Source organism: Pseudomonas purpurea (assembly GCF_039908635.1).
Classification (GTDB): Bacteria; Pseudomonadota; Gammaproteobacteria; order Pseudomonadales; family Pseudomonadaceae; genus Aquipseudomonas; species Aquipseudomonas purpurea.
This window is the reverse complement of sequence record NZ_CP150918.1, coordinates 4,465,970-4,480,718: the sequence shown is the minus strand read 5'-3', so window position 1 is coordinate 4,480,718 and position 14,749 is coordinate 4,465,970. Positions and strand designations below refer to the sequence as shown.

Below are 14,749 nucleotides of genomic sequence, written 5' to 3'. Positions count from 1 at the left end.
CCCCTTGGGCAGTCCGTGCTTTTTGCTATTCGCTCACTTTTAAAATTGGTCTCATCCTGCTCTGCAATGGAGTGTCGGCGAAGTTCAAGGCGGGTGGGGTATTGCCAGTGTGAAACCGAATATTAAAAAAGCGGATGAGGCGGGTTGTTTGGTTTTTTTTAGAATTCCTCAGTAATAATTTCTACTTCATCTTTGAGATCGGTGATTAAAGGCTTTGAAGAGGGGCGGTTTACATTTTTTAGTCTGTTGTTTTTCTGGATGTTTAATTTTCAAGTGTTTGTGTGTCGGGTGTTTTTAATTCCTACGAAGTGCGGGGTGTAGAGCGAACTTGTGGTGTCGCTTGCCTGCTATTAGTGTTGTGTTCTGGTTTGAGTGGCGAGGAGTGCTACTAAGGCTTGTAAAAAGGAGATGGTTTGAGGCGATTTGCCCTCACTGTATGGAGGTGGACAATGAATGCAGAAACGAAGATGGAACTTCAGGACAGGTTGAAGTTAACGGCCCGTCAGGCCGTTGCCGAGATGGAAGGTGTCAGCACGGTCAGTGAGGCGGCGAAATATGTACCGGTTCAGTATTTCGGGGTCATGGCGGGTGAAAAGGGAAGCGCTTACAAGGGCGGAACATTTATTGTTCAGAAACACAATATTGTGGCCATCAAGCGTTATGTCAAAGCGGCCTTGGCATTACCGGTCGATTTGACTCCGATTGAACGTCAGTTGGGTTACATCAGGTCGGGCAGAGAAGGGTTGGAGCCGGCCGACATCCAGAACCTGCATCAGAGGATTCACCAGCATGCGTTGTCCTGGGGAACCCTTGAGCGTGATACCAAGGATCTTGGGGGGCGGCTGGATCTGTTTTCCAGTGGGTTTATCAGAACCGGAAACCTGGTGGTCGAGCACCTTAAAAGCTTCCAGGGCTACAAGGACCTGAGCGGTACGATTGAGACCCTGACCGCACTGGAGCGGGCCCAGATGGCCGCAATCCCGCTGGGGAACTCGGACACCGACAAGGTCGAAAGCCTGGAAAAGTACCTGGCGCGGATGAAGAACGATATCGAGAGTTTCTGCCGCAGGATCAGCGCGGTAAAAGCGCTGGCGACGGAGTTCTCGCGCAAGATCACCGAAGACCTGTTACCGCTCGTCAAGGCAAAACTCAGCGATGTGGAGCGCGCCGGTTTTGATCGGGTCGCAGAGGAAGAGCAACTCAGGGCTGAAATAAAAGAACTGGATAAACGTATCGCCGAGAAACTCAAGGAGTACGACAGTCTGGTGGGGTATGCCTTTACCGGGCTGGTGTTTGGTCCCATAGGCGTTGCGATCACGGGTGGAATCTTTGGCTCGAAGGCGGAAGCGACCAAGGCAGAGAAAAACAGCTTGATCGAGGCACGGGATAACTTACTCAAGGACATGGATAAGGCCCGATTGTCCAAGCTGTTGATGGAACTGCGCATGCGCCTGGAAAATATGAAATCGCAGATGGTCGATGCCGAACAGGGCGCGAAAAACCTGGAAGATGTCTGGGCCATTATCTGGATGAACATTGAGGAGTCTCGAGTGCGGCTATTTGAAATGGATAATGCATTTGATTTGAGTTTGCTGGTTATGGATATTCAGGATGTGGTAGGGCCTTGGGAAACCATTAAAGGCTACGCCGCCAATTTGTCTGAAGTGTTTAATTCGGTTGTGGATTAAGTTGTCACTCTATTGCGTTCAAGGAAGAATGTTATGACGGTTCATGAGTTTAAGGGTCTGTTCAGTTATGCCGTGCCGGATACGGGGTTCATGAAACAGGCCAAGAGTCAGTTTGACTTGAAAGTGGCGGGCAAAACCTTTGCCTTCGCTCCGGCGGTACAGGAAAAGGTCGAGTACTTGCGTACACAGATCAACGACACGGATCAACAGGTGTTTGAACACATCAAGAGGGTGCAGGTCTCCCTGGGCAATGTCAGTTTTGAGAGTACGCTGGCGCGTATTGCGGAGATTGAAGGGAACACTGTGGCCACCGCTGCAACACGTGCCAAAAAAATCGAAGATCTGGTGACGTACTGCGTTCAGCGGCTGAGCAGCTCGCGGATGCCGTTGCTTGTGGCTCAGGACCATCTGTCCCGAGAGCTGCCCGAAATTGACGGCATCCAACTGGTTCAGGAGGGCGCGCAATGGAGCGGTCCCTATGAAGCGAGGCGTGCAGCGCAAGAACGCAGGCTCCAGCTGCTCAATGGCGACCTCAGTGAACTCGCTGAAGCGAAACGCAGCGTCGACGAGACGCTGCAACAGTTTAAGTCCCCCACCTGGATCGACATTTTCAAGGGCATGATTCCAACCGCCCAGGAGATTGAGGCGGCGCTCAAACTGGTCACCACGAAAAAGCCTGATCGCGAATTCCTGGAGCTTGCCTTGAAAAGGCTCAACGGTAACCTCGACGGCATCGAGCAAGGTCGCCAATACCTGAACTTCGTAGAGGCGCGAGACGCTATTTACACGCGCACCGATGGCGTGCGGATTGAGGTCAAGGAGGTTGAAAAAGAGCTGCTGGAACTGAACCGCACACTGAGCAAGCTCGATGAGATCGGTAGCCTCGACCAATACAGGCTGAGCTGGTTGCAGGAAGCGCAAAAGCTCGCCGCCGCTTATGAGCATTTCATCGCGGCAACTCAACCGCAAAAGCTGCGCGATGCTGTGTCGATCAAAGAAATGGCGGCACGTTATAGCACCATGCTGGATTACCTGAGCGTGATTAGAAGGGGCTGACTGGATCAGATGTCCGTGAAAACGCTCCGTCCTGAAGGCGGAGCGTTTCTATGCAGTGGCAATGGGTGTTTTTATGGTGTCCAACACGCCTTTGCGCTCATGTGCCTGCTTCACCAACCACTCCAGCAATTCACGCAGTGGCGGCGACGGTTCCGGTTTCTGCGCGAATACCAGGTAGTACCCCAGCCCGGTTTTCACCTTCAACTCAAAAGGCATGACCAGCCGTCCGGCGCTCAGGTCTTCGCCGATCAATGACCAGTCCCCAATCGCCACGCCCGTTCCTTGAGACGCCATCGACATGGCCAGGTCCAGGGTTTCGAATTGCTGCCCACGGGTGCGGTTGCCCAGGTTGACGCCAGCGGCGTTCAGCCAGGTTTTCCAGTCGCGTTGATCGCGAGTGGGGTGCAGCAGCAAGTGGTTTTCCAGGTCCTGCGGGGTGTGCAACGGCACCGGGCCGTCGAGCAACGGAGGGGAGCAGACCGGCGTCAGTTGTTCATCGAACAAATGCAGGGCGAGCAGCGAGTTGTCCGGTGGCGCGCCATACATCACCGCCGCGTCGAATTGCTCACGCCCAAAGTCCACGCCGTGCTGCACCGTGGTGGTCAATTCCACCGGCACCTGCGGGTGTTCCTTTTGCCATTGCAGCAACTGCGGCAACAACCAGCGCATCACGCAGGTGGGGGCCTTGAGTTGCAGGGTCTCGCGGCGGGCGCCGATGTGTTCCACCGTCTCGCCGAGCAACCCGAACACTTGCTGGATACGCGGCAACCACTCAAGCCCTTCGGCCGTCAGGCTCAGGCCGCGTGCCTGGCGCTGAAACAACGCATAACCCAGATGATGTTCCAGCCCGGCGATCTGCCGGCTCACCGCGCCCTGGGTGATGTGCAGTTGCTCGGCCGCCCGCGTGAAGTTGCAGCACTGGGCCGTGATCAAAAACGTGTGCAGGGCGGGAAGGGGAGGAAGGCGCTTCATGGCGGGACCGAGGCATGACGTAGGGACATGGCGAGTATGACTTTTAATCGATTGTTGCGGCTACCCGCTCACCGTTCCAATAACGCCATGCCTGCGCCGGTGAAGGCTGCGCAGGTTCCTCGTTGATCAGAACAAAAAGGGTGAGAGATGGCGACGTGCGGCGAAGTCCTGGTGAAGTTGCTGGAAGGGTATGGGGTCGAGCAGGTGTTCGGCATTCCGGGTGTGCACACGGTTGAGCTGTATCGCGGACTGGCCGCTTCAAGCATCAACCACGTCACCCCGCGTCACGAGCAGGGCGCCGGTTTCATGGCTGACGGTTATGCGCGCACGAGCGTAAAACCGGGTGTGTGCTTCATCATCACCGGCCCCGGCATGACCAACATCACCACCGCCATGGGCCAGGGGCCTATGCCGACTCGATCCCGATGCTGGTGATCTCCAGCGTACAGTCGCGCAGCCAATTGGGCGGCGGACGCGGCAAGCTGCATGAGCTGCCGAACCAGGGTGCGCTGGTGGCGGGCGTTGCAGCGTTTTCCCACACGCTGATGTCTGCCGCTGAACTGCCGGGCGTATTGGCCCGAGCCTTCGCGGTATTTCAGGCGGGGCGCCCGCGTCCGGTGCACCTCGAAATCCCCCTCGATGTGCTGGTGGAAAACGCCGACGCATTGCTCGGCAGCCAACCCGTGACCATCACCCGTGCCGGCGCCGCACCCTCGGCTATCGCCCGGATGAGCGAACGGCTGGCCAACGCCAAGCGGCCGTTGATCCTCGCCGGTGGTGGTTCGATTGATGCCGCCGCCGAGCTGACCCGGCTCGCCGAGTTACTCGACGCACCCGTGGCGCTGACCATCAACGCCAAAGGCATGCTGCCGTCGGCTCACCCGCTGCTGATCGGTTCGACCCAGACACTGGTGGCGACCCGCGCCCTGGTGGCCGAAGCCGATGTGGTGTTGGCCATCGGCACCGAACTGGCCGAAACCGATTACGACGTGACCTTTGCCGGTGGTTTCGAGATTCCCGGTGCCTTGCTGCGCATCGACATTGACCCGGACCAGACCGTGCGCAATTACCCGCCGACAGTGGCGCTGGTGTCCGACGCACACAGCGCCGCCCAGGCCTTGCTCGACAGTGTGGCCAAACATTCGCTGACCGAACGCGGCAGTGATTGGGGCCAGGCTCGCGCCGCGACCTTGCGCGCCGAGCTTGAAACCACCTGGGATGCCCCCACCCGCGCCCAGACGTTGTTCCTGCACACCGTGCTGGAAGAACTGCCGGACGCGGTGTTTGTCGGCGATTCGACGCAACCGGTGTACACCGGCAACCTGACGTTCAACCCGCAAAAGCCCCGGCGCTGGTTCAACTCGTCGACCGGTTACGGCACCCTCGGCTATGCCTTGCCGGCGGCCATCGGTGCCTGGCTCGGCGGTCAAGAGGTACGCAACAATCGTCCTCCGGTGGTGTGCCTGATCGGTGACGGCGGGTTGCAATTCACCCTGCCGGAACTGGCCAGTGCGGTGGAAGCGCGCACGCCGATCATCGTGTTGCTGTGGAATAACCAGGGCTACGAAGAGATCAAGAAATACATGGTCAACCGCGCCATCGAGCCGGTGGGCGTCGACATCTACACCCCGGACTTCATCGCCGTGGCCAAGGGGCTGGGCTGCGCGGCGCAGGCCATCAGCGGTGTTGAAGAACTGCGCGCAGCGCTGCGTGCGGCCACTGATCGACAAGGTCCGACGCTGATCGAAATCGACCAGAACCAGTGGATGAAAGGGGGACAGGCATGAGCACTGAAAGCATCCTCCACGGCCTGTACATCGATGGTCGATGGTCAGCGGGCGATCAGAGCAGCATCGGCCGTGAATTGGGGCCATGGGGGTTGGCCGCGTTTCAGGAGATCAAGCACGTGATTCGCGCCGTGCAAGCGACTACGAGCGCAATCGCGCCAGATCCCGCAGCGGTGGCGCGCCAAACAGTCGGCTGTACTCGCGGCTGAACTGCGAGGGGCTTTCATAGCCCACGCGGTAACCGGCCGCCGAGGCGTCGATGCCTTCGGCGAGCATCAAGCGCCGCGCCTCTTGCAGGCGCAGTTGCTTCTGGTATTGCAAGGGGCTCATGGCGGTCATCGCCTTGAAGCGGTGATGCAGGGTCGATACGCTGAGGTTCACTTCCCTGGCCAATGCTTCAATGCGCAGCGGCAGCTCGAAGTTGCCATTGAGCCATCTGATCGCCTGGCTGATGCGATGGCTCTGGCTGTTGGCAATGGCGATTTCATACAAGCGATGGCCCTGCGGGCTGCGCAACAGACGATACAGAATCTCCCGACGAATCAGGGGCGCGAGCATGGCGATGTCTTTCGGCGTATCGAGCAGGCGCGCCAGGCGCAACACCGCGTCGAGCATCGACTGATCCAGTTGTTCGACGTAGAGGCCACGCCCGGCGGGTCGCGAGGGTACGCCGAGCGGGCCGGCGTCGGCGATCAGCGCGGTGATTTCTGCCGGGTCGATGTCCAGGCGCAAGGCCAGGATCGGGTGGTCCGGCGAAACGTTCACCACCCGACCACTGAGTGGCATCGAGACCGACACCACCAGGTAGTTGAGCGGGTCGTAGTTGAAGAACTCATCGGCCAGGCGAACTTCCTTGCGGCCCTGAGCCATGATGCACAGCGCCGGTTGCGCGAGCACCGGGGCAAAGTCGTGGGACTGGCTGTGGCGCGACAGAAACAACGAACCGATGGCGGTCGCGTAGCTGCCGTCCTCGTGGGTATTGCGGCGAATGATCGCGGCCAGTTCCACCCGGTGTTTTTCCATGCCGGCGTCCAGCGGGGTGTGGGTGTGATCCAGAGGCGCCATGGGAAACATCCTCGGCAAGGCTGATGGGATGGGCACAGCTTATGTTTGTGCAAGCCAGGGGGGTAGGCAAATCCTGCGTAAAACTTGCCTGATCCTGTTCCTGGGCCGCCATCAGTCTGAAGAACATGAGCTGAGGCGGGAGAAACTTGCTTGAAACACCTCTGTCACGTGCAGCGTCCGGTTGAACTCGGGTTTGGCGTCACTGGCGTGCGGGGGCAGGATTGTGCAACAAGCCGGCAGGAATCGACTAACGGCCCGTGACGGGGGCGCTTAATCTGGGTTCCTGTCGCAGCCTCTCAGAGGCTGCTGATCGTTTACATCCAGGGAGAGTCGAACATGTCCACGCAAATCCCCGTCAGCCACATGGCGTTTGTCCGCGCCCGCGCTGGCCGTTCAACGGAGTTGGGTGCGCGCCTGAGCAGCCTGATCGAACCTTCGCGCCAGGCCAGCGGTTGCCTGCACTTTGCCTTGCAATACTCCCTGTGTGACCCCGAACTGTGGCTGGTGTCCGGATTCTGGACCGACCAACGCGCCATGACGGACTACTTCAGCAGCCCGGCGATGGAGGTATTCAGCGAGCTGGTGCAGGAACTGGTGGTCAATAGCCTGGACTTTCACACCTTCAGCGATGTGTCGGCACATCAGGCGCAGGGCGAATATCCGCCGTTCAACGCCGCGCCGTTGCAGCAGTTGGCCAGCTGAGGTTTAGAATGGCCGACTTTCCATTGGCCAGGATCCGCAACATGGCACGTAAAGAGTTTGCACAGTTCGAAGCCGTTTCTGCCGCCGTGCGCGGTGAGGAAGGCTATAGCGCCGCCATTGCCGTCAAGGCCCTGGGTGGTTCAGGCGCCCCGCGGTTTCACAAAATCCTCGATGACCAGACCTTCAAGACTGCCCTGGTGGCCGATCAGGCTGCCGAATCGAAACTCGAGCAACTGACCGACGTGACTGAAGACGGCGAACTGGTCTGGTAACCATCAGGCTCAGGCCTTGGTCGCCCCCGGGCGGAACATTTTGAACAGGGCTTCAGGCCCCAACTGGAAATAATCCGCCGGCCCGCCGCCGCGCAGAATCGGTTCTGCCGCGGCGGTGTCGTACACCCCGTCCTTGAGCAGCCACTTGGCGATATGCACGGCGACCACTTCGCCGAGGATCAGCCAGCTCGGCACCACTTCTTTATCTGCGCGTTGCAACTGAATGATCTGCGTGACCTTGCATTCAAAGGACACCGGGCTTTCGGCGACCCGTGGCACCTGGATGACTTTCGAGGCGACAGGCGTCAGCCCGGCCAATTCGAATTCATTGATGTCGGCCGCAACCGTCGCGCAGCTTTGGTTCATCTGCTCGGCCAGCGGGCGGGTGGCCAGGTTCCAGGCGAATTCGCCGGTCTGTTCGATGTTGTTCAGGCTGTCTTTGCGGCCAACGCTTGAGAACCCGATGATCGGCGGAATGTAGTTGAACGCGTTGAAAAAGCTGTAAGGCGCCAGGTTCAGCCGGCCTTCACTGTCCTGCGAGGAAATCCAGCCGATGGGGCGCGGGCCGACGATGGCATTGAACGGGTCGTGGGGCAGGCCGTGGCCGTGGGCGGGTTCGTAGTAGTGGATGTCGTCGGGCATTGCGTAGATTCCAGAGCGGGTAATGGGTGCAATAGTGCCGGGCGGGTACGGTTTATTCCAGCGGCACCGGGTGCAAAATCCGGCCCTCCAGAAACGACTAAGCCCGGCCGAAGCCGGGCTGTGATGCCGCGTTCAAGTGTTAGCTGAGGGATGCCGAGCCAGTGCGGTCATAGCCGTCGGCAGCAACGGTGGCAGAGCCGGTGCGGTCGTAGCCATCTTCAACCAGACCTTTTTCTTCCAGGCGATCGCGGCCACCTTCGGCAACGGTTTGGCCTTGTGGGGTGCGGTCGAAACCATCAGCGGCGAGGGTAGCGGAACCGGTGCGGTCGAAGCCATCAGCCGCAACAGTGGCGGAACCCGTACGGTCATAACCATCGGCCGCGACAGCGGAACCGGTGCGCTCAAAGCCGTCGGCGGCGAAGGTGTTGGCAGCCAGTACGGAGAGGGTCAGGGCGAGGATCAGTTTGGTTTTCATGATGTGTACTCCGGGTTCGTTTGCGTGTTGTGCGTTGGGTATGGGGTTCATACTACGCTTGTAAAGTTGATTAAAAAGCGCAAATAAATGCTAAAATCAATCGATTTATACGATGTTATCGGCGTCGCAAGATGTTGTCAGACGCCGCTCGGTGGCCTGCATTCTGTATACGTACGAAACCTCGATCTGGATTCAGAGGCCGGCAGAATGTCGCGTGGGCATTAACGGATCATTAATCTCGCCCCGCCCTTGAAGCGCCCGGATAAACGGATTTTTCATTCTGGCCTTACCTAATTTTCACCGTGCCCCCGGCAGCCTTCGCGTCGGCCAAAAACTCAAAGACAGGCCGTCTTGAATCGAGCTCTGGAGCACTGCACCGAATGAACAAACTTCCACAGATCACCCTGGCCTTCTGGGTCATGAAAATCTGCGCGACGACCCTGGGGGAAACGGCTGGGGATTTGCTGTCGATGACCTTGAATGTCGGCTACGCCATCAGCTCGATGATCCTGATCAGCGTGTTTTTGCTGACCCTGGTGACACAGCTGTTTTCCAAAACCTACAACCCGGTGCTGTACTGGATCGTGATCCTTTCGACCAGCACCGCCGGCACCACGATGTCGGACTTCATGGACCGTACGCTGGGCCTGGGCTATGCGTCGGGGTCGATGATTCTGATCGCCATCCTGATCGCGATCTTTGCGGCCTGGCGCCTGAGCGGCGAATCGCTGAACGTGAACAAGGTCCAGAGCTTTCGTGGCGAGATGTTCTACTGGATCGCGATCCTGTTCTCCAACACCCTGGGCACCGCGCTGGGTGACTTCCTGGCGGACGACTCGGGGCTGGGGTTTGCCGGTGGCGCATTGCTGATCGGCGCGACCATCGCCGTGGTGGTACTGCTCAAGTACTTCACGAAGATCTCGGCGGTGCTGCTGTTCTGGTTGGCGTTCGTGTTGACGCGACCGTTCGGCGCGACCCTGGGCGACTTCCTGACCAAACCCCATGAAAAGGGCGGGCTGGATTTCGGAACCATTGGTTCGTCGCTGGTGTTGGCGGGGATTCTGGTGGTGATGATTGCCGGTGCATCAATCGTGCAGAACAAATACGGGGGCCGTGAGGCTGCGCAGTTGTCCTGACCGTTTCGAGACCGAGTCGCGGTCATCGCGAGCAGGCTCGCTCCCACATTAAATCGGCGTCAGGCACATAGTCTGTAGTTGACGCGATCAGTGTGGGAGTGAGTTTGGCCCGGGCGGCGTTCCGGCGATGGGACCCTGGCAGTCACCGTTGCGGTGACTGCCAAACGCGGTCAGTCCGTCTCGATCCGCGAGTGTTTACGGGTGTCTTTCATGGTGATGTACACTAGCAACGACACCGCAATGCACGCCGTCACGTACCAGTAGTAACCGGTCTCCATGCCGATGCTCTTGAACCACAGCGCGATGTATTCGGCGGTGCCGCCGAAGATCGACACGGTCAGTGCGTACGGCAGGGCCTACGCCCAGCGCACGGATTTCGGTCGGGAACAGCTCGGCTTTGACCACGGCGTTGATCGAGGTGTAGCCGCTGACGATGATCAGTGCCGCCATGATCAGGAAGAACGCGCCCCACCAGGTCTGGATGGTGTGCAGGGTCGTGAGGATCGGCACCGTGAACAGCGTGCCCAGAATGCCGAAGGCAATCAGGATCGGCCGCCGTCCGACTTTATCCGACAAGCCACCGATGATCGGTTGCAGGCACATGAACAGGAACAGCGTGGCCGCCGAAATGGTGGTGGAGTCGCTGATGCTCATGCCGACCGTGTTCACCAGGTACTTCTGCATGTAGGTGGTGTAGGTGTAGAACGCCAGGGTGCCGCCCATGGTCAGGCCGACCACGGTCATCAACTCCTTGGGGTGACGCATCAGGGTGCGCATGGCGCTTTCTTTGGACTTTTCTTTCTTGGTGAACGACTCGGTTTCTTCCATCCCGCGACGCAAGTACAGCGCCACGACTGCGCACAAGGCACCGATGGCAAACGGAATGCGCCAGCCCCAGTCGTACAGTTGTTCGGTGGTCAGGGTTTGCTGCAGAACGATCAGCACACCCAGGGCGATGAGCTGGCCGGAAATCAGCGTCACGTACTGGAAGCTGGAGAAGAAACCGCGACGTTCCTTGGTCGCCATCTCGCTCAGGTACGTCGCCGAGGTGCCGTACTCGCCACCGACCGACAGGCCTTGTAGCAAACGGGCGAACACCAGCAGAACCGGTGCACCGACGCCGATGGTTTCATAACCCGGGCTCAGCGCGATGATCAGCGAGCCGAAGCACATCAGATACACCGAAGCCATCAACGCGGCTTTACGCCCGGCACGGTCGGCATACAGCCCCATCAGCCAGCCGCCGATCGGGCGCATCAGGAAGCCCACGGCGAAAATCGCGGCGGTGTTCAACAGTTGGGCGGTGGTGTCGCCTTTGGGGAAAAAGGCTTTGGCGAAGTACAGGGAGAAGGCGGCGTAGACGTACCAGTCGTACCACTCGACCATGTTGCCGACAGAACCGCTGAAGATCGATTTGATGCGGCTGGCCGTGGTTCTTTCTTTGGCAGGCACGGCGGCCGACCCGAGAGGCAGGGATTGTGAGTTATCCATGACGGATCCTTCATTTAATTGTTTTTGTGGAGCGCGAGTAAACGCAGCCTGCTTGGGCTATAGCAGGAGCTGTGCCAACGGGCAGAGGGCCGGTTTAGAGGGGGTAAGACGGTTTGTTGAGCGGAAATCCGCTTATAAAAGATTGGCTGTGAGCGGAAAATTGCTTATTCGGCTCATGAATTGGCTTCGCCTGTGTGGGCCTCTTCGCGAGCAAGCCCGCTTCCACAGTGGTTCTATGGCGAACTCATGATTTGTGTAAACCCGAGATCAAATGCGGGAGCGGGCGTGCCCGCGAAGAGGCCGGCTCAGACACTACAGGAACATCTCTCGATTCAATCCATGGCGCTGCATCTTTTCATTGAAGGTGCGGCGCGGCAGTTGCAGTTCTTCGAGCACGGCTTTGATGTCGCCTTTGTGCCGGGTCAGCGCGGCGCGCAGGCACTGGGCCTCGAAGGCTTCCTGCTGGGCGGCGAGGGATTGGCCGGGTTCGAGGCCGACCGGTTCCGGCTCACCCAGCCCCAGCACCTGACGCTCGGCGACGTTCGCCAGTTCGCGCACATTGCCCGGCCAGTCGTGACTCAGCAAACGGCTCAAGTGCGGCCCGCTCAGCGGTGCAACACTGCGCCCCAGTCGCTCGGCGGCGGTGTGAGCGAAGTGTTCGTACAGCAACGGAATGTCTTCACGTCGCTCGCGCAACGGTGGTAAACGCAACTCCGCGACGTTCAGCCGATAGGCCAGGTCTTCGCGAAAACGTCCCGCGCGGGCTTCATCCAGCAGGTCGGGTTTGGTCGCCGCAATAATGCGCAGGTCCACATGAATGCTCTGGTTGGAGCCCAGGCGTTCGAGTTTCTGTTCCTGTAGCACCCGCAGCAGTTTGACTTGCTGGGCCAGCGGCATGCTTTCGATCTCATCGAGGAACAGCGTGCCACCGTCAGCGTATTCAAGCTTGCCGATGCGTTTGCCCTGTGCGCCCGTGAAGGCACCGCTTTCATGGCCGAACAGTTCCGCCTCGAACAACTGCTCGGGGATGGCCGCGCAGTTCAGGGCCACGAAGGGTTTGTCGGCGCGCGGGCCGAAGTCGTGCAGGCAGCGGGCGACGAGTTCCTTGCCGCTGCCGGTTTCGCCGCGAATCAGCACGTTCACCGGTAAGGCGGCGAGGTCCAGCACTTGTCGGCGCAAGGTCTGCAACCCTCGGGACACACCCAGCAGGCTGGCCTCGAGTTTGCTGCGGTTGTCGGCCTGTTCATGCAGCGCGCGGTTTTCCAGCACCAGGCGCCGCTTGTCCAGCGCCCGGCGCAAGCTGCTTAGCAGCGTCTCGGGGCTGAAGGGTTTTTCCAGAAAATCGTAGGCCCCGTCACGCATCGCTTCGACGGCCATCGGCACATCGCCGTGGCCTGTCAGCAGGATCACCGGCAGTTCGACGTCCAGTTGTTGCAGCCGGGCCAGCAGTTCCAGGCCGCTCATGCCTGGCATGCGCACGTCGCTGAGAACCACCCCGGGGAAATGCGCCGGCAACTGCGCCAGGCAGTCCTCGGCGCGGCTGAACAACTGCACGTCAAACCCCGACAGGCTCAGCCATTGCTTGACCGCGCTGCGAATGCTCGCTTCGTCGTCGACGACGATTACTGAGTTGAGCATTGAATGTGCGCCTCCAGGTCGATCGGCAGGGTGAGGGTAAACAGCGCGCCCTCACCCTGGTTGCCAGCGATCAAGCGACCACCGAGTTCATGAACAATCGCGAAGGACACCGCCAACCCGAGGCCCAGGCCATCGCCCACGGGTTTGGTGGTGAAGAAGGGGTCGAAGACATTCGGCAAATCCTGCTCGGCAATACCGCCGCCGCTGTCGGCAACGGTCAGGCACCAGAGCTGCTGATCGGCCTTGAGGCGGATTTCCAGGCGCTTGAGTGGTTTGTCGCGCATGGCGTCGAGGGCATTGCGCAGCAGGTTGATCAACACCTGTTCGAGACGGATTGCATCGCCGCGCACCCACGCCGGGCGAGTCAGGTCGAGCACGCAGCCAATGTGTTCGTCGCGAAAGCGCGCGTCGAGCAATTGCAGGGACTGGTCGACCACGGCCGCCAGGTCCAGGCGCTCGCGCAAGCCGCTGGGGCTTTTGCGCGCGAAGGTCTTGAGATGGCCGGTGAGGGCAGCCATGCGAGTCAGCATGTCGTCCACCGGTTTGAGCGCCTTGTAGGCATCGTCGACGCGGCCATGATCGAGCAGCAGGCGCAACGTCGCCAGTTGCATGCGCTGGGCGGTCAGTGGCTGGTTGATTTCATGGGCCAGGGCCGCGGACATCTGCCCCAGTGCCGCCAGTTTGGCCGATTGCACGAGGCCGTCCTGGGCGGTGCGCAGGTCGCGGGTGCGTTCATCGACCAGGCGCTCCAGCTCTTCGCGGCTGCGTTGACGGAGTTTGGCCAGACGCCAGCGCTGGTTGAGGAATAACAGCAAAAATACCAGCGTCAGCCACAGCCCGGCAGCGGCCAGCCCGGCGTTACGCAGATCTTCAAAGGCCACCTGCGGGCGACGCAGCAGGTGCAAGGTCCAGCCTTCGGTACTCAGGGGCAGGGATTCCCAGAGGTACTCGGCCGATCCGTCGGGGCCGTTGACGCGGGCCAGATAGCTGTTGTCGTCAAAGTGCCGAATGGGTTGATGGTCCAGCGGTGTCAGCGGTTGCTTGTCGTACTGGCGGGTCAGTTTGAGTTCGGCGCGATCGGTGTCCGAGAGTGCGCTCAGCAGCCGATAGCGCCACCCCGGCTGATTGGCAATGAAGATGATGCCACGAGCGTCACTCACCAGCAGGGTGTCGCTGCCCTGGCGCCATTCGCGTTCCAGTTCCGGAAATTCGAGCTTGACCACCATGGCACCGCGGAACTCACCGTTGTCACCGGTCACGGCGCTTGAGAGGAAGTAGCCGGGAATCCCGCTGGTCACGCCCACCGCGTAAAAACGCCCGGTGCCCTGGCTGCGAGTCTGGCGGAAGTAAGGGCGGAAACCGTAGTTGTGGCCGACGTAACTGCTGGGCAGACGCCAGTTGCTGGCGGCGACGGCCAGCCCGGTGTGGTCCAGCAGTTCCAGCGTGGAAGACTGGGCGGCGCCGTTGATCTTCTCGAGCTTGTGGTTGAGCAGGTCTTGCTGATCCGCACTGACTGAACCTGCCAGGGCCGAACGCAGTTCCGGGTCCAGCGCCAGCACGGCGGGCAGGGCGCGGTAGCGTTCGATCAGCGTATGCAGGGAGTTGGCGTACAGCGCCAGTTGCTGATTGGCGCGGGCGGCGTCGTCCACCAGCGACTGGCGCTCGGTATGACGCATGGCCAGGGTGGCGGCAATAGCCGCACCGGCGAGGATCAGCAACGTATACAACGTCAGACGCAAGGTACGAGAAGTTGGCAGCATGCTGTAGAAAACAGGTGAGTGTTCGGGCAGGCACCATAGCATGCAGCAGGATCGCGTACGTGCCT

Annotated in this window: 11 protein-coding genes and 2 pseudogenes; 6 read left to right on the top strand and 7 right to left on the bottom strand. The window is 59.9% G+C overall.

The window, feature by feature from the left end:
• The first annotated feature begins 449 nt into the window (after nt 1-449).
• Nucleotides 450-1,688 (top strand): alpha-xenorhabdolysin family binary toxin subunit A, encoded by a 1,239-nt coding sequence (locus AABM54_RS20010; protein WP_347901717.1) that lies wholly within the window; start codon nt 450-452, stop codon nt 1,686-1,688.
• Between the two features lie 33 nt (nt 1,689-1,721).
• Nucleotides 1,722-2,744: an alpha-xenorhabdolysin family binary toxin subunit B gene (locus AABM54_RS20005; protein WP_347901715.1), complete on the top strand. Its 1,023-nt coding sequence runs from the start codon at nt 1,722-1,724 to the stop codon at nt 2,742-2,744.
• Between the two features lie 48 nt (nt 2,745-2,792).
• Here AABM54_RS20005 and AABM54_RS20000 read toward each other — a convergent pair whose 3' ends face one another.
• Nucleotides 2,793-3,716, bottom strand: a complete 924-nt coding sequence (locus tag AABM54_RS20000; RefSeq protein WP_347901714.1) for a LysR substrate-binding domain-containing protein — start codon at nt 3,714-3,716, stop codon at nt 2,793-2,795.
• Nucleotides 3,717-3,863: 147 nt separating this feature from the next.
• Here AABM54_RS20000 and AABM54_RS19995 point away from each other — a divergent pair.
• A pseudogene (locus AABM54_RS19995) lies at nt 3,864-5,503 on the top strand (5-guanidino-2-oxopentanoate decarboxylase).
• A gap of 141 nt (nt 5,504-5,644) precedes the next feature.
• On the opposite strand, the gene AABM54_RS19990 reads toward AABM54_RS19995, so the two are convergent.
• Entirely contained in the window at nt 5,645-6,568 is a 924-nt protein-coding gene (locus AABM54_RS19990) for an AraC family transcriptional regulator (RefSeq protein ID WP_347901713.1), read from the bottom strand.
• Between the two features lie 336 nt (nt 6,569-6,904).
• Here AABM54_RS19990 and AABM54_RS19985 point away from each other — a divergent pair, with 336 nt between their 5' ends.
• Nucleotides 6,905-7,270, top strand: coding sequence for an antibiotic biosynthesis monooxygenase family protein (locus AABM54_RS19985; RefSeq protein ID WP_347901712.1), 366 nt, complete (start codon nt 6,905-6,907; stop codon nt 7,268-7,270).
• Nucleotides 7,271-7,278: 8 nt separating this feature from the next.
• Complete coding sequence (locus AABM54_RS19980; RefSeq protein WP_347901711.1) at nt 7,279-7,542, top strand: hypothetical protein; 264 nt, start codon at nt 7,279-7,281, stop codon at nt 7,540-7,542.
• A 9-nt stretch (nt 7,543-7,551) separates the two neighbouring features.
• Here AABM54_RS19980 and AABM54_RS19975 read toward each other — a convergent pair whose 3' ends face one another.
• Nucleotides 7,552-8,184, bottom strand: a complete 633-nt coding sequence (locus AABM54_RS19975) for a flavin reductase family protein (RefSeq protein ID WP_347901710.1) — start codon at nt 8,182-8,184, stop codon at nt 7,552-7,554.
• A gap of 139 nt (nt 8,185-8,323) precedes the next feature.
• The gene (locus tag AABM54_RS19970) at nt 8,324-8,659 is read right to left on the bottom strand and encodes a hypothetical protein (RefSeq protein WP_347901709.1); all 336 of its coding nucleotides are present in this window, start codon (nt 8,657-8,659) and stop codon (nt 8,324-8,326) included.
• A 380-nt stretch (nt 8,660-9,039) separates the two neighbouring features.
• On the opposite strand from AABM54_RS19970, the gene AABM54_RS19965 reads away from it, so the two are divergent.
• Nucleotides 9,040-9,795, top strand: a complete 756-nt coding sequence (locus AABM54_RS19965; RefSeq protein WP_347901708.1) for a hypothetical protein — start codon at nt 9,040-9,042, stop codon at nt 9,793-9,795.
• Nucleotides 9,796-9,965: 170 nt separating this feature from the next.
• Here the strand turns inward: AABM54_RS19965 and AABM54_RS19960 are convergent.
• The 3 genes and pseudogenes from AABM54_RS19960 to AABM54_RS19950 all read right to left on the bottom strand — a co-directional run bounded on the left by AABM54_RS19960 (nt 9,966) and on the right by AABM54_RS19950 (nt 14,684).
• Nucleotides 9,966-11,286 (bottom strand): annotated as a pseudogene (locus tag AABM54_RS19960) (MFS transporter).
• A 312-nt stretch (nt 11,287-11,598) separates the two neighbouring features.
• Nucleotides 11,599-12,924 carry a sigma-54 dependent transcriptional regulator gene (locus tag AABM54_RS19955; RefSeq protein WP_347901707.1) on the bottom strand — a complete coding sequence of 442 codons (1,326 nt, stop codon included), beginning with the start codon at nt 12,922-12,924 and terminating at the stop codon, nt 11,599-11,601.
• Nucleotides 12,909-14,684: an ATP-binding protein gene (locus tag AABM54_RS19950; RefSeq protein ID WP_347901706.1), complete on the bottom strand. Its 1,776-nt coding sequence runs from the start codon at nt 14,682-14,684 to the stop codon at nt 12,909-12,911. Before AABM54_RS19950 ends, AABM54_RS19955 begins: the two co-directional genes overlap by 16 nt.
• Between the last annotated feature and the right edge of the window lie 65 nt (nt 14,685-14,749).

Excerpts from the sequence above, each read along its gene's own strand:
- AABM54_RS20010 (WP_347901717.1), top strand. The coding sequence starts at position 450 with ATGAATGCAGAAACGAAGATGGAACTTCAGGACAGGTTGAAGTTAACG.
- AABM54_RS19955 (WP_347901707.1), bottom strand. The coding sequence starts at position 12,924 with ATGCTCAACTCAGTAATCGTCGTCGACGACGAAGCGAGCATTCGCAGC.
- AABM54_RS19980 (WP_347901711.1), top strand. The coding sequence starts at position 7,279 with ATGGCCGACTTTCCATTGGCCAGGATCCGCAACATGGCACGTAAAGAG.
- AABM54_RS19970 (WP_347901709.1), bottom strand. The coding sequence starts at position 8,659 with ATGAAAACCAAACTGATCCTCGCCCTGACCCTCTCCGTACTGGCTGCC.
- AABM54_RS19965 (WP_347901708.1), top strand. The coding sequence starts at position 9,040 with ATGAACAAACTTCCACAGATCACCCTGGCCTTCTGGGTCATGAAAATC.
- AABM54_RS19985 (WP_347901712.1), top strand. The coding sequence starts at position 6,905 with ATGTCCACGCAAATCCCCGTCAGCCACATGGCGTTTGTCCGCGCCCGC.
- AABM54_RS20000 (WP_347901714.1), bottom strand. The coding sequence starts at position 3,716 with ATGAAGCGCCTTCCTCCCCTTCCCGCCCTGCACACGTTTTTGATCACG.
- AABM54_RS19990 (WP_347901713.1), bottom strand. The coding sequence starts at position 6,568 with ATGGCGCCTCTGGATCACACCCACACCCCGCTGGACGCCGGCATGGAA.
- AABM54_RS19950 (WP_347901706.1), bottom strand. The coding sequence starts at position 14,684 with ATGCTGCCAACTTCTCGTACCTTGCGTCTGACGTTGTATACGTTGCTG.
- AABM54_RS20005 (WP_347901715.1), top strand. The coding sequence starts at position 1,722 with ATGACGGTTCATGAGTTTAAGGGTCTGTTCAGTTATGCCGTGCCGGAT.
- AABM54_RS19975 (WP_347901710.1), bottom strand. The coding sequence starts at position 8,184 with ATGCCCGACGACATCCACTACTACGAACCCGCCCACGGCCACGGCCTG.